Raw genomic sequence first — 20,807 nt, forward strand, 5'->3', positions numbered from 1 at the left:
CGTGCGGCGCAGAGGAATAGCGGCGGCGTTGCCGTGGATCGGGCCTTCGCTGGTCCTGATCGCGGCCGTCGTCGCCTTCCCCGCCTGCTACATGGTGTGGACCAGCACCAGGGACCTCAGCGCCTACGGCCAGGACCGCGGCAACGCCGGACTGGCCAACTACCGGACCCTGTTCGGGATCTCCGAACTCGGCTCGGTGCTGGCTCACACAGTGTTCTGGGTGGTCGGCGTCGTGCTGATCACCCTGGTGCTGTCCGCGGCGCTGGCCCAGTTCCTGAACAAGGATTTCCCCGGACGCACCGCGGTGCGGATGGCGATCCTGGTGCCGTGGGCGGCGTCGGTGGTGATGACGACGACGATCTTCTACTACATGCTCGATCCGGACGTCGGCATCGCGAACCGGTTCCTGATCGACATCGGGCTGCTCGACCGCGGTTACGGTTTCACCAAGCAGCCGACGCAGGCGTTCCTGGTGGCGATGGGCGTGGCGGTGTTTGTCTCCGTGCCGTTCACGACCTACACGATTCTGGCCGGGCTCCAGTCGATTCCGGCGGAGATCGACGAGGCGGGGCGGGTCGACGGCGCTGGCGCGTGGCAGCGCTACCGCTACCTCACGCTGCCGCAGCTGCGTCCGGCGATCGCGGTGGCGACCATCATCAATATCATCAACGTGTTCAACTCGCTGCCGATCCTGCAAGTGATCACCGGCAGCATCGCCGGGTTCTCGGCGGACACCACCACGACGCTCACCTTCAAGCTGATCCGGCAGAACCAGCAGATCGACACCGCCGCGGCGATGAGCGTGCTGAACTTCGCGCTGATCATCGCCGTCATCGCGATCTACGTTCGGCTGGTCCGCCCGACCCGGGAGATCGACCGATGACGGCGCGGGCCGAGGCCATCGAGCGGACAGGCCCGGCGCACACCCGCGCCGGACGCCGCCGCTGGGAGCTCACCGCGGTCGGGGCGATACTCGCCGTGGTGTTCCTGCTGCCATTCGTCGTGATGGTGCTCGGTTCACTGAAGAGCAGAGCCGAGATTTTGCGCATCCCGCCGACGTATCTGCCGCAGTCCTGGCATCCGGACAACTACGCGACGATGTGGGACACCCCCGAGACGCCGTTGCCGTTCAACCTGGTCAGCACGATCATCATCGCGGTCTGCGCCACCGCGCTGGTGCTGGCCGTGGCGATACCGGCGGGGTACTACACGGCGCGGCACCGCTTTCCGGGGCGCGCGGTGTTTCTCGGCGTGGTGCTGGTGACCCAGATGTTGCAGCCGACGGTGCTGGTCACCGGGTTGATCCGGGAGTTCTTCGCGCTCGGCATCAACGACACCTGGCTGGCGATGATCCTGGTGAACGCGGCGTTCAACCTGTCGTTCGCGGTGTGGATCCTGCACAGTTTCTTCGCCGCGATCCCGGTGGAGATCGAGGAGGCGGCGATGCTCGACGGACTCGGCCGCGCGCAGACGCTGCTGCGGGTGAGCCTGCCGCTGGTCTGGCCCGGCGTCGTCACGGCGACGATCTTCGTGGTGGTGGCGTGCTGGAACGAATTCGCCGCCAGCCTGGTCGTGCTGACCACGCCGGAGAACCAGCCGCTGTCGGTGGCGCTGACCAAGTTCGTCGGCCAGTACGACACCGCCTGGCAGTACGTGTTCGCGATCTCCACCGTCGGCATCATTCCGGTGGTGTTGCTGTTCGCGCTCATCGAGAAGCGTCTGGTGGCGGGACTGACCGCGGGCGGCGTGAAATAGCGTGCGAGCGCCGGACCGCCCGGACGACGGAATCGCCACGGCACCAGCGCTCGACGCGCTGGGGGAAGGTAACCGCGCGGTAGCATCTAACGGTGACACGGCGGGATCACGGACCCAAGGACGGTCGCAGCTACGGCGGGCTGTCCAAGGAACAGCGGGTTGCCCAACGGCAGACCCGCCTGATCGACGCCGCCCTCGAACTATTCGGCACCCAGGGTTACGCGGCCACCTCGATCGAACGGCTCTGCGCCCTGGCGAACGTCTCCACGCGCAGTTTCTACGAGGACATGGGCAGCAGAGAGGCTCTGCTCATCGCCTTGGCGAATCGCATCACCTCCCGTGCGCTGGAATACGCGCTCGCGGCCCTCGCGGCGACCGAGAACGAGCCCTTGCCCGTACGCGTGGTGGCGAGTTTCCGCGCGTACCTGGGCGTCACGTGTGCCGATGCCCGGTGCGCGCGAGTGTGTTATGTCGAAGTGGTCGGCGTGAGCGCCGCGGTGGAGGAGTGGCGCAGGCAGCAGCGTCGCTTGCTGTCGGCGTTGCTGATCAGCGAGGCCGAGCGCGCCGTCGGCCGTGGCGAGACCGGCCCGCGGCGTTTCGATCTCTTCGCGCTGGCCGTGATCGGCGCGGTCACCTCGCTCGCCCAGGAATTGGTGCAGAGTACGGAGCCGGAGGCGACGGTGAGCCTGGACGAGATCTGCGCGGAGATCGCCTACTTCGTGAATTCCGGTCTCTCCGGCACGCGGGTCGATCCGCCGACGGAAGACGGGGCCGGACGAATTCCCCTCGCACGGCAGGAGCGGCCCACAGTCGAGGCCGATGTGTCCTGAGCCGGTCCGCCTCGGTCGTGGGGGATCGCTTCGAGCGGCACGCGCGTGTGGTCATATTGTTCGCGTGCTCGCCGAAACAGCAGGTTTCCCGCGCGACCGGGGCGGTGTGAGATGACCGGACCGACGGATCGTCCGCAACGGTGGAATCGGTTGCTGGAACTGCTCGCCGAATCCGGGCGGCTCTCGGTGGAGGAGGCCGCCGATCGGCTCGGCGTATCCGCCGCGACGGTGCGCCGGGACTTCACCGCGCTCGCCGAACAACAGCTGGCCACCAGGACGCACGGCGGCGTGGTGGCGACCACGGTGGCCTACGACCTGCCCGCGCGGTACCGGCAGAGTGCGGGCGAGGCCAAGCAGCGCATCGCCGAACACGCGGCGTCCCTGGTCGATCCGCACGCGGTGGTGGGGATGAACGGCGGCACCACCACCACGGCGGTGGCCAGGGCGCTGGCCGGGCGCACGGATCTCGGGTCGGCCGGGGACGAGCGGCTGACCCTCGTCACCAACGCGCTGAACATCGCGGGGGAGATGGTGTTGCGGCCGCACATGCGCACGATCGTCCTCGGCGGGGTGGCCCGGCGGGAGTCCTACGAATTGCACGGGCCGCTGGCCGAACGGGCGCTGGCCGAATTGCGGCTCGACGAACTCGTGCTCGGCGTGAACGCGATCTCCGTCGCGGGCGGCGCCCAGTGCAGGCATATCGACGAGGCCGGGGTGACCACCGAGATGGTGCGGCGTTCCGGCCGGGTGATGGTGGTGGCCACCGGCGAAAAGCTCGAGCGCACCGCGCTGGCCCGCATCTGCGGCATCGAGCAGGTGCAGGTGTTGGTCACCGACACCGACGCGAATCCGGCGGCGGTGGAGACGATCCGCGCGGCGGGCGTGCGGGTCGACGTGGTGTAGGCGGATCTAGTTCGCGGTGGCCGGCGCCCGCGGCCGCGAAACCTCGGCGGCGGGGCGGATGCCGCGCCGCCAGACCAGGAACCCCCAGGCCACGAAGCCCGCGTAGATCAGATACAGGGTGGCCGACGGGTAGTAGCCCGCCCGCACCAGCAGCGGAATGCCGACCAGGTCTACCGCGATCCAGATCAACCAGAATTCGGCCAGCCCCCGGGCCATCCCGTAGGTGGCAAGCACCGAGCCGGTGAAGATCCACGCCTCGGCCCACGGGCCGTACGAATCCAGCCACGCGAAGAGCTGCGCGAACACCGCCGTGCCCGCGAGCATCGCCGCCACCAGCGCGACCCGCTCGCGCCCGCCCGCCCAGCGCGGGTCGACGCCGCGGTGTTCGAGCCCGGTCTCGCGCGCCGCGTGTCGGTGCCAGCTCCACCAGCCGTAGACGCTGACCGCGACGAACATCAGCTGACGTCCGGCCTGCCCGGCCATATTCAGTTGCTGCGGGGTGTGGAAAACGCCGCCGACGAACACGGTGAACAGCAGCGCGTTCCCGGCGATGCCGACCGGCCAGGCCCACACGCGCCGCCGCATGCCGCCGATCGCGGAGGCCAAGCCGAAGCCGTTGCCGATCACTTCGCGCCAGAGGATCTCCGAGCCCGCGATGTGCAGCTTGGCGTCGAGCAGCGTGGGGATCGGGTTCACCTGTCGTGTAACCCGCGGCGGGGCGTATCTCATCCGATCGGCTCGCCCCGATTCGAAATCGACCCCGCCGCGGTCGGTGCGGACCGTAACGATTGCGCAATCCGGCGACGCGATTCGCAATGTCCGCGCAATGAGGTGCTCTTATCGTGGCCGTCATGAGCACGGAGAGCGGTACCGCCGGGGGGACCGGAATTCATCTCAGCGGATTGACCAAGACCTTCCGGGTCGGGCGGAAAACCGTGCAGGCGTTGGCGAGCGTCGATCTGCACACCGAGCAGGGCACGTTCCTGTCGCTGCTCGGCCCGTCCGGCTGCGGCAAGTCGACGGTGCTGCGGATTCTCGCCGGCCTGGAGACGCCGACCGCGGGCACGGCGTTGATCGATGGCATGACGCCCGCGCAACTGCGCGGACGGCACGGGCTCGGCATCGCGTTCCAGGATTCGGCGCTGCTGCCGTGGCGGTCGGTGGCCTCGAATATCGCGCTGCCGTTGCAGGTCGCGCGGATCAAGCCGGAGCGGGGGCAGATCGATGACCTGATCCGCCTGGTCGGACTGGACGGCTTCGAGAAGGCCAAGCCCGCGCAGCTGTCGGGCGGTATGCGCCAGCGCGTCTCGATCGCGCGGGCGCTGGTGGTGAAGCCGACCGTGCTGCTGCTGGACGAACCATTCGGGGCGCTCGACGACATGACCAGGCAGCGGCTCAATCTGGAGTTGCTGCGGATCTGGACCGAGAAGCCCGCGACGACGCTGATGGTCACCCACGGCATCGCGGAAGCGGTGTTCCTGTCCGATGTGGTGGCCGTGCTGAGCCCGCGGCCGGGGCGGGTGCTGGAGCTGGTCGAGATCGACCTGCCGCGCCCCCGGCTGCCGGAGATGATGCGAACACCGGAGTTCCACAAGCTGCACGACTATCTGTCGGAGCTGCTGTTCGGGAAGTCGGGCAAGGGAGGGGTCGCATGAGCGTGAAGCGCTTCGCAGGCGTGCTCGGCGTACTCGGACTGGTCGCGGTGTGGTGGGCGCTCGCGGCGTTCGAGGTCGCGGGCGGCACCATACCCAGTCCCTGGCAGGTGCTGCACACCATGTACACCGACGGGTGGGAACTGTACGGCCCCAATTTCCGGATCACCGCGCTCGGCGCGCTGCGGGGATTCGTCTGGGGCAACGGTTTGGCCATCGCGCTGGCCGTTCTGATCGTGCTGGTCCCGCCGATCGAGTCGCTGGCCACCCAGCTGGCGATCCTGAGCTATTGCACGCCGCTGCTCGCGCTGGGCCCGATCATCCTGGTGGTCTTCGGCGGACGCACCCCGACGGTGTTCCTCGCCGCGATGTACTGCTTCTTCACCACGATGGTCGGCACCGTCGCCGGGTTGCGCTCGGCCGACCGGACCAGCCTGGACCTGGTGCGCGCCTACGGTGGCGGGCGGTGGCAGCAGCTGTACCGGGTGCGGGCGATCTCGGCGCTGTCGAGCACGTTCGCGGCGTTGAAGATCGCCGCGCCGTCGGCCGTGCTCGGCGCGATCATCGGCGAGTACCTCGGCGGCGTCGACAGCGGAATCGGGGTGGCGCTGACCGCAGCGCAGACCTCTTACAACGTGCCACGCACCTGGGGCATGGCGCTGGCCGCCGCGGCACTGGCCGGACTCGGCTACGCGCTGGTGGCGCTGGCCGCTCGGCTGGCCGCGCCCTGGACCGGGCGGGAGGCGCGATGAACCTCCTGCGACGGATCGGGATCTTCCTGTTCCCGCTGGGCACCTCGCTGTTGCTGATGCTGGCGATCTGGTACGTCTTCCTCAGGGCGTTCCCGCAGGTCGGTCCGCGGGTCGGCAAGACACCCGGCGATATCTGGACCTACTTGGTGACGGCGCCCAACGCCGCCACCGCGCGGCAGGCGATCCTGGACGACTTGCAGATCACGTTGCGCGACGCGGCCATCGGGTTCGGTGCGGGGATGCTCGCCGCGCTGGTGGTCGCGGCGCTGTTCGTGTCGTTCGCCGCGGTGGAGCAGACCTTCCTCCCGGTGGCCATGCTGCTGCGCTCGGTGCCGCTGGTGGCGCTCACGCCGATCATCGTGCTGGTGTTCGGCCGTGGCCTCGCTGGGGTCGCGGTGCTCGCCGCGATCGTGGTGTTCTTCCCCGCCTTGGTCATGATCACGGCGGGGTTGCGCGCCGCGCCGCGGCAGGCGCTGGAACTGGTGGCCGCGTACGGCGGTTCCCGCTGGACCGGGTTGCGCATGGTGGCCGTGCCCGCGGCGCTGCCTTCGGTGTTCGCCGCGGCGCGGATCTCGGTGCCGGGCGCGCTGATCGGCGCGTTGCTGGGGGAGTGGCTCGGCAGCGGAACCGGTCTGGGCGCCAGCCTGATCCGGGCGATCCCGACGTTCCAGTACAGCAAGCTGTGGGCCTCGATCGTCATCGTCACGCTGGTCTCGGTGGTGCTCTACGCGATCGTCGGCGTCGTCGAGAACCTCGTGCTCGCGAGGTTCGGACCGGAAGCGGGACGACTCTGACCGAACGACCCCGCTCCCGCGAAGTACAGGCGAATTCTCGCTCGGAACGCCAAAGTAAAGAAAATGAAACGCGCTACACCTAGATTCGGCCCATGACACCCGCGCAACGCTCCACGTTCGGGCACCTGAACCGACGCTCGTTTCTCCGATACTCCGCGTTCGCCGGCGCCGCGCTCGGCGGTGCGGGGGTGCTGGCCGCCTGCGGCGGGAATTCCGGCGGCTCGTCGGGCGGCACCACCGAGGACGGCTCGAAATACGGCAGCGTCGCGGTGCAGCTGTCCTGGCTGAAGAACATCGAATTCGCGGGCGAATACTTCGCCGACTCGAAAGGCTATTTCAGGGACGCCGGTTTCGGCTCGGTCGACCTCGTCGCGGGCGGCGCGGCCAGCACGTCGGTGGAGGCCGGATTGGACACCGGGAAGGTGTGGCTCGGACTGTCCGCGCCGCAGACCACCGCACCGGCGATCCTGGAGGGGCTGCCCGCCAAGATCGTCGCCACCACCTATCAGAAGAATCCGTTCGCGATCGTGTCCGCCGCCGCGAAACCGCTCGAATCGCCCCAGGACATGAAGGGCCGCAAGATCGGCGTGCAGGACACCAACCAGCTGATCTTCAACGCGCTGCTCACCGCCAACGGGCTGAAGCCCGGCGATGTCACCGTCGTACCCGCGCAATACGATCCGACCCCGCTGGCCAACGGCGAGGTCGACGGATGGGTCAGCTACGTGACCAATGAGCCGATCACGCTGGCGGCGAAGGGCTTCCAGAACACGCACTTCTTGTTCGCGGACTTCGATCTGCCGCTGGTCGCGGAGACGCTCACGGTCGCGCAGTCCACCATCGACAAGGAGCGCGACAAGCTGAAGGCGTTCCTGGCCGCCGAGATCAAGGGCTGGAAGGACGCGGTGGCGGACCCGGCCGAATCGGCCCGGCTCGCGGTCGAGGTGTACGGCAAGGATCAGAAGCTCGATCTCGCCGAGCAGACGAAGGAGGCGAGCGCTCAGAACGAGCTGGTGGTATCGGCGGACACGGCCGCCAATGGTCTGCTCTCCATGACCGACGCGTTGATCGAGCAGAATATCGCCGCGCTGCGCGCCGCGAAGATTGATATCAAGGCCGCCCAGCTGTTCGACCTGTCCGTACTGCGCGAAGTGTATGCCGAGAACCCCGGCTTGAAATGATCAGATGCCCACAGCGGTCCTCGACGGGATAGGGAACTCGCCGCTGTACGGGTCGGCCGCTCGCACCGGTTGGGCGGCGCGGGCGGCCAGCAGTTCGGCGGCGATCGCCACGGCCATCTCGGGGGCGGTGCGCGCGCCGATGTCCAATCCGGCGGGCGAGTGCAGCCGTGCGAGGGTATCCGCGCCGAAACCACCTGCCTGCAAATCCTCGATCCGACGGATGTGCACTTGGCGGGAGCCCATCGCGCCGAGATACCCGAGCTCGGGTAGTCGTAGCGCCACGGTGAGCAGCGGGATGTCGAACGTGGGATCGTGCGATAGCACGACTATGGCTGTGCTGCTGTCGATCTCGCCGGCCGCGGACAACGTGTTGAGATAGCGGTGCGGCCAATCGACCACCACTTCGGCGCCGGGAAACGATTCCGGCGTAGCGAAGTTGGGGCGCGAGTCGCAGATCGTCACCCGGTAACCGAGCAACCCGGCCTGCACGGTGAGTGCGGCGGCGAAGGAATTGGCGCCGAAGATGAGCAGGCGCGGCGGCGGGGCGAACGAGGAGACGAAGACGTCCGAATCGGGTAGCGCGACCAGTTCGGTGGCGTGCTTCTTGTCGGTGATCAGGTGCTGGCCGATCAGGTCGGAATCGGAGTTCCAGACCACCGTGAAGACGGTGACCCTGCGGTGCGCCGCGATCTCGGCGGCGACATCCGGGAACTCCGGGAAGTGTCTTCGCGAGAACGGCTCGGTGAAGACGTCCATCATCGCCTCGCCGTTCCCGCTGGCCTCCAGGCCGCCGGCCACGCCGAAGCGGTGCATCGCGCGACGGCCGGTGCGCGCCGCCTGGAGTACCGCCTCGTACGCGATCTCCTCCAGCCCGCCGGCGGCCACCGACCCGTAGACGCCCCCGTCGGGATCGACCAGCATCGCCGAGCCCACCGGTAACGGGGCGGCGCCTACGGTGCGCACGATGGTGCCGAGTCCGCCGGTTCGGCCCGAGTGCCACACCCGCAACAGGTCGTCGACGATGTCCCGCATCAGCTAGCTCCGATCACCGTGCGGTCGTGGCCGGGAAGTCACGATCGACGCCCGTCGCCAAATCGTCGCACGTGACGCACACCATATCGTTTCTGCCGGTCAAATAGGTGCGGGCGCCGGAATCTCCTGCTGCCGACCCACAAACCGCATTCCAGTGCTTGTGGGCTATAACAACGGGGTGCCCCGGTGTGTTGTGGAACACAGCGCGAGCCAGACCGCTGGGAGACGTCAGCGCGGCGGCGAGCACCCGGGCGACCACGTCGGCGCCGACATCGGGAGTGTCCACCGGCATGATCGCGGCGTAGCGCGCGGGGGTGCCCGCCGCGGCGATCAGGCCCGCCCGCAGCGATGCGCTCATACCGGTGGCCCAGTCCGCGGCCCAGACGTGCCGCACGCCCGGCGGTAGATCGACGATTCGCGGCGTCGGGCCGGTCGCGCCGAGCACCACGATGACCGGGTCGCAGCCACCGTCGCGCAGCGCGGTGACGGTCGCCCGCAGCCAGGCGCCGCCCTCGGCGAGCACCTTGGGTTTTCCGTAGCGGGTGCCTGCGCCCGCGGCGAGCACGACGCCGGCGCAGGGCGCGACGGCGGGACGATCAGGGTCGGCCATGGCTAAACGGTAATACCGCGCGGTCTGCGCCGCATGAGGTGAAACCGGTGCCGGGACGTGCTTCCGCGAGCGACACGCCGAAGGTGATCCATCCCTTCCCGGTGGCGGCTCACGGGGTCTTATCCGATGCTGGTCCGATGACGGATCGGCGGCCCGGGATCGCGGCGTTCGACGCGCTGTCCGGCGACGCGGCCTACCGGGCGGTGCTCGGCTGCTGCTCGTCGCCGGGCTTCGCGCGGTCGCTGGTCGCGGGCCGTCCGTACCGCAGCGTCGAGGCGCTGCTCGACGCGGCGGACGAGGTGCTGGCCGCGCTGCCGGAGTCCGAACTCGACCTGGCCTTGGCGGGGCATCCGAGGATCGGGGAGCGGCCGCATTCCGAGGCTTCGGCGCGGGAGCAGGCCGGGGTGGCGGGAGCCGCCGACGCGGTACGCGCGGCGCTCGCCGAGGGCAACCGCGCCTACGAGCAACGGTTCGGGCACATCTATCTGGTGTGCGCGAGCGGAAAGTCGGGGAAGGAGCTGCTCGCGCTGCTCACCGCCCGGCTGCGTAATGATCCCGAGACCGAAAGGCGAGTCGTGCGAACAGAATTGGGCAAGATCAACCGCATCCGGCTGCGCGCGCTGCTGGCGGAGCGGTCGTGAGTGGGCGTAGCGAGGGAACGGTCGGCACAGCCACGTTCGTGGTCATGGGGCAACCGAGCGCCTGCGAGACGCGGTCATGAGCACGCTGAGCACGCACGTGCTGGACGCGGTGCGCGGCGCACCCGCCGCGGGCGTCACCGTGACGTTGCATCAGGGGGACCGGCAGCTGGATTCGGGCGAAACGGATGCCGATGGACGGATCGGGGCACTGGGTGAAGCGCTCGAACCCGGAACCTATCGGCTGGTGTTCGATACCGGCGCCTACTTCGCGCACCGGGAGGTCGAGGCCTTCTATCCCGAGGTGAGCATCGCGTTCGCCGTGACCGAGGAGCGGCACTATCACGTCCCGTTGTTGTTGTCGCCCTTCGCGTTTTCCACCTATCGAGGGAGCTGAGCCGAGCATGGAACTGACCGGGCCGATCGTGCTGACCGACCACCGATACGGCAAGGCGGAGAACCGGATCGTCCGGATCCACCGGCAGACCGCGCGTCATGAGATCCGCGACGTGAACGTGTCCACGGTGCTGCGCGGCGACTTCGCCGACGCGTACGTCGCGGGCGACCAGGCGAAGGTGCTGCCCACCGACTCGCAGAAGCAGACCGCCTACGCCTTCGCGAAGCAGCCGGGACTGCGAGCCATCGAGGACTACGCGCTCGCGCTGGCCGATCATTTCGTCGCCGAGATCGAACCGGTGCGCAGCGCGCGCGTCGAGGTCGACGAATACGCCTGGCAGCGCGTCTCGGTCGGCGGCGTGGAGCACGACCACACCTGGGTGCGGCAAGGCCCCGACGTGCGCACCGCGGCGGTCACCGTGGCCGGAAGCGGCGCCGAGCGGCGGGCCTGGGTGGTGGGCGGGGTGAAGGACCTGACCATCCTGAAGTCGACCGGGTCGGAGTTCGCGGACTTCCTGACCGACGACTACACCGTGCTCGCGCCGACCCACGATCGGATGCTGGCCACCGCACTGATCGCCGAGTGGCGGTTCACCGATAGCGCGGGCGTCGACTGGGACGAGGTCTACACCGGCGTCCGGGGGCGGTTGGTGGAGACCTTCGCGACACTGCACTCGAAGGCCATGCAACAGACGCTGTTCGAGATGGGCAAGGCCGCGCTGACCGCGTACCCGGTGCTGGCCGAGATCCGGCTCGCGGCGCCGAACAAGCATCATTTCGACTACGACCTGGGCCGCTTCGGCATCGAGAATCGCGGCGAGGTGTACCACGCCGACGACCGGCCCTACGGGCTGATCCACGCCACCGTGGCGCGCGCCGACGCGCCGGAAGCGGGGCCCGCGTGGACCAGGTGACCGTCATCGCGGACTGCGCCGTCGCGACGGTCGACGCGCTCGGCACCGAGCACGCCCGCGGCCACGTCGTCGTGCGCGGCAACCGGATCGACGCGGTCGGCGCGGGGGACCCGCCGGAGATCCCGGATGCTCGGCGCATCGACGGGCGCGGCTGCCTGCTGACCCCCGGGCTGGTGAACACCCACCACCACCTCTATCAATGGATCACCCGCGGCCTGGCCACCGACCACACGCTGTTCGAATGGCTGACCACGCTCTACCCCGTCTGGGCGGGTATCGACGAGGACGCGGTAGGCGTGGCGGCCACGGGTGCGCTCGCGGCCCTCGCGCGCACCGGATGCACCACCACCACCGATCACCACTACGTGTTCCCACGCGACGGCGGTGACCCGCTCGCGGCCGAGATCACCGCGGCGGCGCAGGTCGGCCTGCGGTTCCACCCCTGTCGCGGCTCGATGGATCTAGGGGCGAGCGCGGGCGGGTTGCCGCCCGACCACTTGGTGGAGAGCCTGGACGACATCCTCACCGCGAGCGCGGCGGCCATCGCGCGCTGGCACGACCCGTCATTCGATGCCATGCTGCGGATCGCGCTGGCGCCGTGTTCGCCGTTCTCGGTCACGGCGGACCTGCTGCGCGAATCGGCGGCGCTGGCCCGCGCCACCGGCGTCCGGCTGCACACCCACCTCGCCGAGACCCTCGACGAACAGGATTACTGCGCCGAGACTTTCGGCTGCACGCCCGCGCAGTACATGGAGCGGCTCGGCTGGTTCGGTTCGGATGTCTGGTACGCGCACGGGGTCCACCTCGACGACGACGCGATCGGCGCCATGGCGGCGACCGGCACCGGCGTGGCGCATTGCCCCACGTCGAACGCGCGGCTCGGCGCGGGCATCGCCCGCACCGCCGACCTGGTGCGCGCGGGCGTCCCGGTGGGCCTCGGCGTCGACGGGGCGGCGAGCAACGAGGCCGGTTCGATGATCGAGGAGCCGCGCCACGCGTTGCTGTGGGCGCGCAACCGCGGCGGCCCGCGTGCGATGACCGTGCGCACCGCACTGGAACTGGCCACCATGGGCGGCGCGCGAGTGCTGGGCCGGGCCGCCGAGATCGGCTCGATCGAGGTGGGCAAGCTGGCGGACCTGGCGTTGTGGCGCCTGGACACGGCCGCGCACGCCGGAATCGAGGATCCGGTGACCGCGCTGGTGCTCGGCTCGGCCCCGCCGCTGATCGCGCTGCTGGTGAACGGACGCGAGGTGGTGCGCGACGGCGAGGTGCGCACGGTGGACACGGATGTGGTCGCGGGCGAGGTGGCGCGGGCACAGGCGGCGTTGGTCGCGAAAGCGGGGTAATCGCACACCGGATGTGGGCGAGGTGTCGTGCCTGGTCAGGCGGGACGAGCAATACTGAACCAGGTGTCGGCTCCGGCAGCCGTCGAGGCGGGTGGAGCCGTGGTGTCGTGGATGGCACGCCCGCTCGGCAGGGGTGGTTCCCGGCCGCGGGTGGCCGTCGTGCGGCGAGGTAACGGCCGCGCAATCTGGCGGGCGTCGCAGGCAATGTGGCGGCAACCGACTGGCTCTACGGTGACGGAGAGGCAGGAACGAGGTGAGACGTGGACCTGGACACGATCCGCGAGGTGGTGATCGCCCGCGAGCGGGAAGACCTGGCCGTGCTCGGCGCTTCGACCGCGGTGCTCGCCGGAGGGACGTTCCTGTTCTCCGAGCCGCAGGATCAGCTGGTGCGCCTGGTCGACATCACCGGCCTGGGCTGGCCCGCGTTCGAGATCGGGGACGACGGACTGGAGATCGCCGCGACCTGCACCCTGGCCGAGTTCGCCGGGGCCGCGCCGGGACGTGAGCTGGGGATGCCGGTATTGCACGACCCGTGGCCGGGGACCGCGCTGTTCGCCCGGTCCTGCCGGGCGCTGCTGGCCTCGCACAAGATCTGGCGCACCGCCACCGTCGGGGGCAACGTCTGCCTCGCGCTGCCCGCGGGCGCGGTGCTCGGCGCCCTGGTCGCGCTGGACGGGACGGCGGTGGTGTGGACGACGGACGGCGCCGATCGATGTATCCCGTTGCGCGAGTTCGTCCTCGGTCCTGGACGCACGGTGCTGCGATCCGGTGAGGTGCTGCGCTCGATCCGCCTGCCGCGGTCGAGTCTGCTGGCACGCACCGGCTTCCGGAAGATCGCGCTCGCTCCGCTCGGCCGGTCCGGCGCCGTGGTGATGGGGCGGCGGGAGCGGGACGGCCGCAGCGCGGTCACCATCACCGCCGCCACCACCAGGCCCGTCGTCCTGGATTTCGCCGCACCGCCCACCGATGGTGCGATACGCGACGCGCTGAGCACGATCGATCCCGCGCTGTGGTTCGACGATCCGCACGGCTCGCCGGAGTGGCGCGGGCACGTCGCGGGGGTGCTCGCCCGCGAGGTCGCCGCGGAATTGCGGGAATACTGATGCGGTTCGAGGTGGACGGCAGGACCGTCGACATCACGGCGCGGCCGGGCCAGTGCCTGCGGACGGTGCTGCGCGAGAGCGGCACCGTCGCGGTGAAGAAGGGGTGTGACACCGGCGATTGCGGGGCCTGCTCGGTGCTCGTCGACGGAATGACGGTGCACTCCTGCGTCTTTCCCGCCTATCGCGCCGCCGGACGTTCCGTCACCACCGCCGCCGGGCTCGGAACGCCAGAGCACCCGCACCCCGTGCAGCGCCGGTTCGTCGACAACGCCGCGTTCCAATGTGGTTTCTGCACCGCTGGCATGGTGGTCACGGCCGCGGGGCTGGGGTGTGGGGACGACGAGCGGGTCGCCGTGCCGGGTGACGAACTCGCCGAATTGATGAAGGGAAATCTCTGCCGCTGCACGGGCTACCGCGCCATCCGCGCCGCGCTGGGCGAGCCGCTCGATCCCGGCGACCCTACTTCCTTCGCCTCGGATCGAACCGCGACGACCACCGGAGGCGCGGAAGTCGGTGCGTCGACCGGACCGCACGTCGTCTCGGGCGGCGAGCCGCGTGCTTCTGGTGACTCTGCCGCGTGCGCTCCCGAGCGGCCGCTGAGGACCAGTGGAGCGGATGCCGGAATCGGTACGTTGGCCGGTTCGCGCACCGTTCCCGGCGGCGAGCCACGCCCGCCCGCCGGGCTTGCCGCCTTGGCTTCCGATCGAACCGCGACGACCACCGGAGGCGCTGGAGCCGGAGTCGGCGCGTTGGCCGGGCCGCGCATCGTCTCCGGGAGTGAGCCGTTCACGCTGGATCTGCCGCAGTTCGGGTCCCCGGCGGAGGACCGGCCGCGAACCAGCGATGCCGCCACCGCGCCGCCGACCGCCCCGCTGCACATCGCCGTGTCGACCAGCCCGTATTCCCACGCGCGCATCCGCTCGATCGAAACCGCCGCCGCCGAGGCACTGCCGGGTGTGCACGCCGTCTTGACGTCTGCCGACGCACCGGACGTGCCGTTCTCCACCGCGCGGCACGAACTGCGCACCGACGACCCCGACGACACCTACGTGCTCGACCGAACCGTCCGGTTCGTGGGGCAGCGGGTGGCCGCGGTGGTGGCCGACAGCGTCGCGATCGCCCGGGAGGCCTGCCGTCTGCTCGAGGTCGACTACGAGGTCCTGCCCGCGGTGTTCGATCCGCGCGACGCGCTGCGCGCCGAGGCGCCGAAACTACACGGGGACAAACCGGCTTCGGCCCGGATCGCCGATCCCGGCCGCAACCTCGTCGCCGAACTGCACGGCGAGGTGGGCGACGTCGCGGCGGGACTGGCCGCCGCGGCCCACGTGGTGCGCGGCGTCTGGCATTCGCCGCGTGGGCAGCACGTGCACCTGGAGACGCACGGTGGGGTCGGCTGGCTGGATGACGCCGGGCGGCTCGTCATCCGGTGCAGTACTCAGGTCCCGTTCCTGGTCCGGGATGAACTGTGCCGCTTGTTCGGGCTGTCGCCCGCGCAGGTGCGGGTGTTCGCGGCCAGGGTCGGCGGCGGATTCGGCGCGAAACAGGAAATGCTGGCCGAAGACCTGATCGCGCTGGCCGTGCTGCGGACCGGCAGGCCGGTGCAGTATGAGTTCACCCGCGCCGACGAGTTCACCTCGGCGACCTGCCGCCACCCGATGCGAGTCGAGGTGACGGCCGGTGCCGACGCCGGCGGCGTGCTCACCGCCTTGGCCGTCGACGTGCTCGCCGACACCGGCGCCTACGGCAATCACAGCGGCGGGGTGATGTATCACGGCGTCGGCGAGTCGGTGGAGCTGTACCGCTGCGCCAACAAACGGGTCGACGCGCGAGCGGTGTACACCAACAATGTCCCTTCCGGCGCGTTCCGCGGTTACGGTCTCGGCCAGGTGATTTTCGCGGTGGAGTCGGCGTTGGACGAGCTCGCGCACGCGCTCGGCATGGACCCGTTCGAACTGCGCCGCCGCAACGTGGTGGTGCCCGGCGACCCGTTCGTCGGCGCCGCGGTGAACGAGGGCGACCTCATGTTCGGCAGCTACGGTCTGGACCAGTGCCTGGACCTCGCCGAACGGGCGCTGCTGCGCGGCAACGACGTGCACGCGCCCGGCCCGCAGTGGCGGGTGGGCACCGGCATGGCCGCCGCGATGATCGCGACCGTCCCGCCCCGGGGCCACCGGTCGACGGCGACGGCCTCGCTGCTGCCCGACGGCCGCTACGAGATCAGGGTCGGCACGGCGGAATTCGGCAACGGCACCACGACGGTGCACGCGCAGCTCGCGGCCACCGCGCTGGACACCGAGGTCACCCGCATCGTGATCCGGCAGGCCGACACCGATCTGGTGGAGTACGACACCGGCGCGTTCGGCTCCACCGGCATCGTGGTCGCGGGCAAGGCCGTGTACGAGGCGGCGTGCGCGTTGCGCGGGCTCATGCTGGCCAGGGCGGCCGAACTGACGGGAGTTCCGGAGCGGAACTGCGTGCTCGGCACCGGCGGCGTGCACTGCGCGGACCGGCTGCTCACCGCGGCCGAACTGCTGACCGGCGGCGATCTCACCGCGCACGCCGAGCACGGGGGCAGCCCACGGTCGGTGAGCTTCAACGTGCACGCCTTCCGCGTCGCCGTGCATCCCGGCACCGGAGCGGTGCGCATCCTCCAATCGATCCAGACCGCCGACGCGGGCACCGTGCTCAATCCGGTGCAGTGTCGTGGGCAGGTCGAGGGCGGTGCGGCGCAGGCCGTCGGCACGGCGCTGTACGAGGACATGCGCAGTGCGGACGGAGTGGTGGGCGCCCAGACCCTGCGGCACTACCACGTGCCGCAATTCGCCGACGTGCCGCGCACGGAGGTCTACTTCGCCCGGACTTCCGACGCGCTCGGACCGCTGGGCGCCAAGTCGATGAGTGAGTCGCCGTACAACCCGGTCGCCCCCGCGCTGGCCAACGCGATCCGCGATGCGGTCGGCGTGCGGCTGTACCGGCTGCCGATGACCGCGGACCGGGTATGGGCCGCGCTGCGGGAGAAAGGATCACGATGACGAAGGTGCCGGAGAACGTACGCGGGCGGATCGAGTCTTTGCTCGACGCGGTCGATACCGAGCTGCGCCGCCGGTATCCAGGATCGAACGGCCGCCCGCAACCGATCCACACCGTGTACGTCCCGGCCGACCGGGTCACCGAGGAGACGCCCGGGGAGTGGGGCGCGGCCGCGGTCGGACTGCTCGACCGGCACCACGATCTGCTGGCCACGCTCGACGCGACCGGCTCGCTGCCCGACGTGCGCAAACGACTGGAAGCGGACCCGGTCCAGGATCTGCGCATCGACTTCGAGGACGGCTACGGCCTGCGCGCCGACGCCGAGGAGGACCGCGCGGCCACGGCGGCGGGCGCGGTGCTCGCGGCCTGGGCGCGGCGCTCCGGAGGCCCGGCGAACAGCGGCATCCGGATGAAGGGCTTGGGCGGCGGCGAGCGTCGTCGTGCGCTTCGCACGCTGGATCTCGTATTGGAGGGCGTGGGGGGTGTGCCCGCCGGTTTCGTCTTTACGGTGCCGAAAATTCGTGCAGTACAGCAAGTTTCGGCATTGGTGCAGCTGTGTGTCGGGCTGGAGCGCGCGTACGGCATCGCCGAGGGCAGCCTGCGTTTCGAACTACAGATCGAGAGCCCGCAGGCGATCCTGGCGGCAGATGGCACCGCCCCCGTGGCCGCCATGCTCACACTCTCCGAAGGGCGTTGCACCGCATTGCATTTCGGTACCTACGACTACACCGCAGCACTCGGTGTCGCCGCGCCGGACCAAGCCCTCGACCACCCGGCCGCCGATTACGCCAAGGCGGTCATGCAGGTCGCGGCCGCGCAGACCGGGACGTGGGTGTGCGACGGTTCCACCCAGGTCGTGCCCGACGCCGACCCGGAGGCCGCGCTGCGCAACCATCACCGCCTGGTCGCGCGGTCGTTGCGGCGGGGGTACTACCAAGGCTGGGACATGCATCCGGGCCACCTGATCACACGCTGGCTGGCCACCTACGACTTCTTCCGCCAAGCGATCGATGTCGCGGTGCCGCGCCTGCGCGACTATCTAGCCCGGCGCGGCGGCGACATCGTCGACGAGCCCGCCACCGCGGAAGCGCTGGCCGCCACCGTGCTGCGCGGCATCGAGTGCGGCGCTCGCCCGGACGCGGGGGCCGCGGAGCTCACCGAAACGGTCCTGCGCGCGCTGGCGGCCCGCGCGCCGATCCCGGCGGAGGCGACGTGATCGGCCATCCGAACGGTGCGGTCCCGAAAGACACAGGAGACGCGATGCGGGGCGACGACGAAGAGATCACGCTGTTGCCGGATCTGGTGGTCCGGCCACTCGGCGGCTCGGTGATCTGGGCGAACGACGAGTTCTTCGCCGAGAAGGAAAATCTGATCAGCCCCGGTCCCGCGCAGTACCGGCCGTCCAGCTTCGGCCACAAAGGTCAGATCTACGACGGCTGGGAGACCCGCAGGCACCGCGGTCGGCCCGGCGACGACTCCGCGATCGTGCGGCTCGGCGTGCCGGGCGTGATCCGCGGGATCGTCGTGGACACGGCGTGGTTCAAGGGCAACTACCCACCCGCCGTCTCGGTGTCGGCGCTGGAGATCGAGGACTACCCGCCCGCGGAGACCATTGCCGCGCGGGATGATTGGGTGCTGCTGGTCGATCGCTCTCCGGTGACGGGCGACAGCCGCAACCTGTTCGCGGTCGATAACGAGAAGCGCTGGACGCACGTGAGACTCACCATGCATCCCGACGGCGGCGTGGCCAGGCTGCGGGTGCACGGCGAGGGGCGGCCCGATCCGCGCCTGCTCGGACTCGGCCCGCTGGATCTGGCCGCGCTGGAGAACGGCGCGCTGGTGCTGGACTGCTCCAACCGCTTCTACAGCTCGCCCAACCAGTTGCTGTACCCCGGCCGGGCCCGGTCCATGGGCGAGGGCTGGGAGACCGCCCGCCGCCGGGACGAGGGCAACGACTGGGTGCGCATCCGCCTGGCCGGACCGGGACTGATCCGGCTCGCCGAACTCGACACCTCCTACTTCCTCGGCAACAGCCCGGGCGCCGCCCGGCTCACCGGCCGCACCAACGACGGCACCGAGCTGGAGTTGTTGCCACGCACCGCATTGCAACCCGACACCAGGCACCGGTTCCCGATCGCGCCGATGGCCGCGTCCGTGGAAGAGGTGCGCCTGGACATCTACCCGGACGGCGGGCTGGCACGGCTGCGCCTGTACGGCGAGCTCGGCGCATGAGCGTGCGGAAGTCGATACCGCGCGTCACGCCCGCCGGAGCCGAGCGTCGTCCAGGCACGGTGGTGAGCGGCCCGGCGCGAAGGCACGAGCCGTGCGTCGACGAGGCGCAGTCGTGAGCGAGCAGGACCGAGGGCGGCGGCGGAGCGTGACAAGTGCGGGCGCGAGGGATTTCGTCGGTTACGGCCCGAATCCGCCGGACCCGCGTTGGCCGGGCGCGGCGCGGATCGCGGTCCAATTCGTGCTCAACTACGAAGAGGGCGGGGAGAACAACGTCCTCGACGGTGACGAACACTCCGAGACGTTCCTATCGGAGATGACGCCCGCCGAAGCGTTCCCGAACCGCCATATGAGCATGGAGTCGCTCTACGAATACGGCTCCCGCGCCGGGCTGTGGCGGGTGCTGCGCGTCTTCGAACGGCGCGGGCTGCCGCTGACGATCTTCGCGGTCGCCCGCGCCGCGCAACGCAATCCGGAAGCGGTGGCGGCCTTCCGGGAACTGGGCCACGAGATCGCCTGCCATGGTCTGCGCTGGAAGTCCTATCAGCTCACCGATCGCGACACCGAACGGGCGCAGATGGCCGAGGCGGTGCGCGTCCTGACCGACCTGACCGGCGCGCCGCCGCTGGGCTGGTACACCGGCCGCGATTCGCCGCACACCAGGGAATTGGTCGTCGAGCACGGCGGTTTCCGCTACGACGCGGACTCCTACGCCGACGACCTGCCCTATTGGGTGCGCGTACACGGCCGCGACCACTTGGTGGTGCCCTACACGCTGGACACCAACGACATGCGCTTCGCCTCACCCGCGGGCTTCCCCACCGGCGAGCAGTTCTTCGCCCACGTACGCGACGCCTTCGACGTCCTCTACCGCGAAGGCGCCGAGGGCAGCCCGAAAATGCTCTCGATCGGCCTGCACTGCCGCCTCATCGGCCGCCCCGCCCGCACCGCCGCCCTCGAACGCCTACTCGACCACATCCAGTCCAACGACCAGGTCTGGATCACCCGCCGCATCGACATCGCCGACCACTGGCACGCGACCCACCCACCACCCGCCTCCCCCTGACCTGATCGTTCACCCCGACGAGCGGCACATGGCTGTGGCGAAACGCGAGTAGGGCTCTCGCTGATGTGCCACTCGTCAGGGGAGGGGGCGGGGTTCGCGGGGGCGGGGTTCGCGGGGGCGTAGGTGGCGGGTGAGCGTCGCGAGCGCGTCGAGCACCTCGCGCACGGCGGCCGGGTCGTCGTCGGCCAGCGCTGCTGCCACCGCGTCGTCCACGGGTGCTGCTCGCACTTCGGCGACTCGTGGTGAAGCCTGCGCGGCCGCGCGGACCAGGGTGCGTCGGCGGTCGCGTGGGTCGACACCGGAGGTGATCGAGCCGGCCTCTTTGAGGCGGGCCACCGCGGTGGACACCGCACTCTGGGGAAGACCGGTGCGGTTGGCGATCTCGCCGACGGTGCTGTCGGGGTGTTCGAGGATGTCGCTCGACACGACGAGCACGGGTCGGTGGCCACCGCCGAGTCCCGCTGTCGGCAAAGCGTCCTCGCCGATCTTCATCAGCGTCCGGCCCAAGAGGAACAGTTCGACTCCGTCCACAAGGGCACAATACATCAATAAAGATGTATCACACTTGATGTATCT

The 20,807-nt window shown here is 70.0% G+C and carries 21 protein-coding genes; 17 read left to right on the plus strand and 4 right to left on the minus strand.

The features are described from left to right. The first annotated feature begins 1 nt into the window (after position 1). From ACGF7Y_RS12665 to ACGF7Y_RS12680, 4 genes are all read left to right on the plus strand, one after another. Entirely contained in the window at positions 2–883 is an 882-nt protein-coding gene (locus tag ACGF7Y_RS12665; protein WP_393232734.1) for a carbohydrate ABC transporter permease, read from the plus strand. Continuing rightward, positions 880–1,755 (plus strand): carbohydrate ABC transporter permease, encoded by an 876-nt coding sequence (locus ACGF7Y_RS12670; protein WP_393232737.1) that lies wholly within the window; start codon positions 880–882, stop codon positions 1,753–1,755. Before ACGF7Y_RS12665 ends, ACGF7Y_RS12670 begins: the two co-directional genes overlap by 4 nt. A gap of 92 nt (positions 1,756–1,847) precedes the next feature. Continuing rightward, on the plus strand, positions 1,848–2,585 hold the full coding sequence (locus ACGF7Y_RS12675; RefSeq protein WP_393232739.1) for a TetR/AcrR family transcriptional regulator: 738 nt from the start codon (positions 1,848–1,850) through the stop codon (positions 2,583–2,585). Between the two features lie 111 nt (positions 2,586–2,696). Continuing rightward, positions 2,697–3,488 carry a DeoR/GlpR family DNA-binding transcription regulator gene (locus tag ACGF7Y_RS12680; RefSeq protein WP_040870550.1) on the plus strand — a complete coding sequence of 264 codons (792 nt, stop codon included), beginning with the start codon at positions 2,697–2,699 and terminating at the stop codon, positions 3,486–3,488. Between the two features lie 6 nt (positions 3,489–3,494). Here the strand turns inward: ACGF7Y_RS12680 and pnuC are convergent, their stop codons facing one another. Continuing rightward, positions 3,495–4,217, minus strand: coding sequence for a nicotinamide riboside transporter PnuC (gene pnuC, locus ACGF7Y_RS12685; RefSeq protein WP_393232741.1), 723 nt, complete (start codon positions 4,215–4,217; stop codon positions 3,495–3,497). A gap of 122 nt (positions 4,218–4,339) precedes the next feature. Between pnuC and ACGF7Y_RS12690 the strand changes: the two genes are divergently transcribed. From ACGF7Y_RS12690 to ACGF7Y_RS12705, 4 genes are all read left to right on the plus strand, one after another. Then, the gene (locus ACGF7Y_RS12690) at positions 4,340–5,143 is read left to right on the plus strand and encodes an ABC transporter ATP-binding protein (protein ID WP_393232744.1); all 804 of its coding nucleotides are present in this window, start codon (positions 4,340–4,342) and stop codon (positions 5,141–5,143) included. Next, positions 5,140–5,892, plus strand: coding sequence for an ABC transporter permease (locus ACGF7Y_RS12695; protein WP_393232747.1), 753 nt, complete (start codon positions 5,140–5,142; stop codon positions 5,890–5,892). The genes ACGF7Y_RS12690 and ACGF7Y_RS12695 overlap by 4 nt, the downstream gene beginning before the upstream one ends. Beyond that, positions 5,889–6,686: an ABC transporter permease gene (locus ACGF7Y_RS12700; protein ID WP_393232749.1), complete on the plus strand. Its 798-nt coding sequence runs from the start codon at positions 5,889–5,891 to the stop codon at positions 6,684–6,686. The genes ACGF7Y_RS12695 and ACGF7Y_RS12700 overlap by 4 nt, the downstream gene beginning before the upstream one ends. 92 nt (positions 6,687–6,778) lie before the next feature. After that, positions 6,779–7,867: an ABC transporter substrate-binding protein gene (locus ACGF7Y_RS12705; RefSeq protein WP_393232752.1), complete on the plus strand. Its 1,089-nt coding sequence runs from the start codon at positions 6,779–6,781 to the stop codon at positions 7,865–7,867. On the opposite strand, the gene ACGF7Y_RS12710 is transcribed toward ACGF7Y_RS12705, so the two are convergent. Next, on the minus strand, positions 7,868–8,899 hold the full coding sequence (locus tag ACGF7Y_RS12710; RefSeq protein WP_393232755.1) for an XdhC family protein: 1,032 nt from the start codon (positions 8,897–8,899) through the stop codon (positions 7,868–7,870). A gap of 13 nt (positions 8,900–8,912) precedes the next feature. Beyond that, positions 8,913–9,509 carry an NTP transferase domain-containing protein gene (locus ACGF7Y_RS12715; RefSeq protein WP_393232758.1) on the minus strand — a complete coding sequence of 199 codons (597 nt, stop codon included), beginning with the start codon at positions 9,507–9,509 and terminating at the stop codon, positions 8,913–8,915. Positions 9,510–9,646: 137 nt separating this feature from the next. Here ACGF7Y_RS12715 and uraD point away from each other — a divergent pair, with 137 nt between their 5' ends. From uraD to puuE, 9 genes are all read left to right on the plus strand, one after another. Next, positions 9,647–10,150, plus strand: coding sequence for a 2-oxo-4-hydroxy-4-carboxy-5-ureidoimidazoline decarboxylase (gene uraD, locus ACGF7Y_RS12720; protein WP_393232761.1), 504 nt, complete (start codon positions 9,647–9,649; stop codon positions 10,148–10,150). 76 nt (positions 10,151–10,226) lie between these two features. Then, positions 10,227–10,544: a hydroxyisourate hydrolase gene (uraH, locus tag ACGF7Y_RS12725; protein WP_393232764.1), complete on the plus strand. Its 318-nt coding sequence runs from the start codon at positions 10,227–10,229 to the stop codon at positions 10,542–10,544. 7 nt (positions 10,545–10,551) lie between these two features. Next, the gene (gene pucL / locus ACGF7Y_RS12730; protein WP_393232767.1) at positions 10,552–11,457 is read left to right on the plus strand and encodes a factor-independent urate hydroxylase; all 906 of its coding nucleotides are present in this window, start codon (positions 10,552–10,554) and stop codon (positions 11,455–11,457) included. Further along, the gene (locus ACGF7Y_RS12735; RefSeq protein WP_393232770.1) at positions 11,445–12,803 is read left to right on the plus strand and encodes an 8-oxoguanine deaminase; all 1,359 of its coding nucleotides are present in this window, start codon (positions 11,445–11,447) and stop codon (positions 12,801–12,803) included. Before pucL ends, ACGF7Y_RS12735 begins: the two co-directional genes overlap by 13 nt. Before the next feature lie 260 nt (positions 12,804–13,063). Beyond that, positions 13,064–13,906, plus strand: a complete 843-nt coding sequence (locus ACGF7Y_RS12740) for an FAD binding domain-containing protein (protein WP_393232772.1) — start codon at positions 13,064–13,066, stop codon at positions 13,904–13,906. Next, positions 13,906–16,938, plus strand: a complete 3,033-nt coding sequence (locus ACGF7Y_RS12745; RefSeq protein WP_393232775.1) for a molybdopterin-dependent oxidoreductase — start codon at positions 13,906–13,908, stop codon at positions 16,936–16,938. Before ACGF7Y_RS12740 ends, ACGF7Y_RS12745 begins: the two co-directional genes overlap by 1 nt. Next, positions 16,935–18,152 (plus strand): DUF6986 family protein, encoded by a 1,218-nt coding sequence (locus ACGF7Y_RS12750; protein WP_393232777.1) that lies wholly within the window; start codon positions 16,935–16,937, stop codon positions 18,150–18,152. Before ACGF7Y_RS12745 ends, ACGF7Y_RS12750 begins: the two co-directional genes overlap by 4 nt. A gap of 44 nt (positions 18,153–18,196) precedes the next feature. Then, entirely contained in the window at positions 18,197–19,168 is a 972-nt protein-coding gene (alc, locus tag ACGF7Y_RS12755) for an allantoicase (protein ID WP_393232780.1), read from the plus strand. Positions 19,169–19,280: 112 nt separating this feature from the next. Beyond that, entirely contained in the window at positions 19,281–20,231 is a 951-nt protein-coding gene (gene puuE / locus ACGF7Y_RS12760) for an allantoinase PuuE (protein ID WP_393232782.1), read from the plus strand. A gap of 75 nt (positions 20,232–20,306) precedes the next feature. On the opposite strand, the gene ACGF7Y_RS12765 is transcribed toward puuE, so the two are convergent. Continuing rightward, positions 20,307–20,762, minus strand: a complete 456-nt coding sequence (locus tag ACGF7Y_RS12765) for a MarR family winged helix-turn-helix transcriptional regulator (RefSeq protein ID WP_393232785.1) — start codon at positions 20,760–20,762, stop codon at positions 20,307–20,309. Positions 20,763–20,807 lie beyond the last annotated feature (45 nt).

The sequence above is a fragment of the Nocardia sp. NPDC047654 genome (assembly GCF_043205035.1).
GTDB lineage: Bacteria > Actinomycetota > Actinomycetes > Mycobacteriales > Mycobacteriaceae > Nocardia.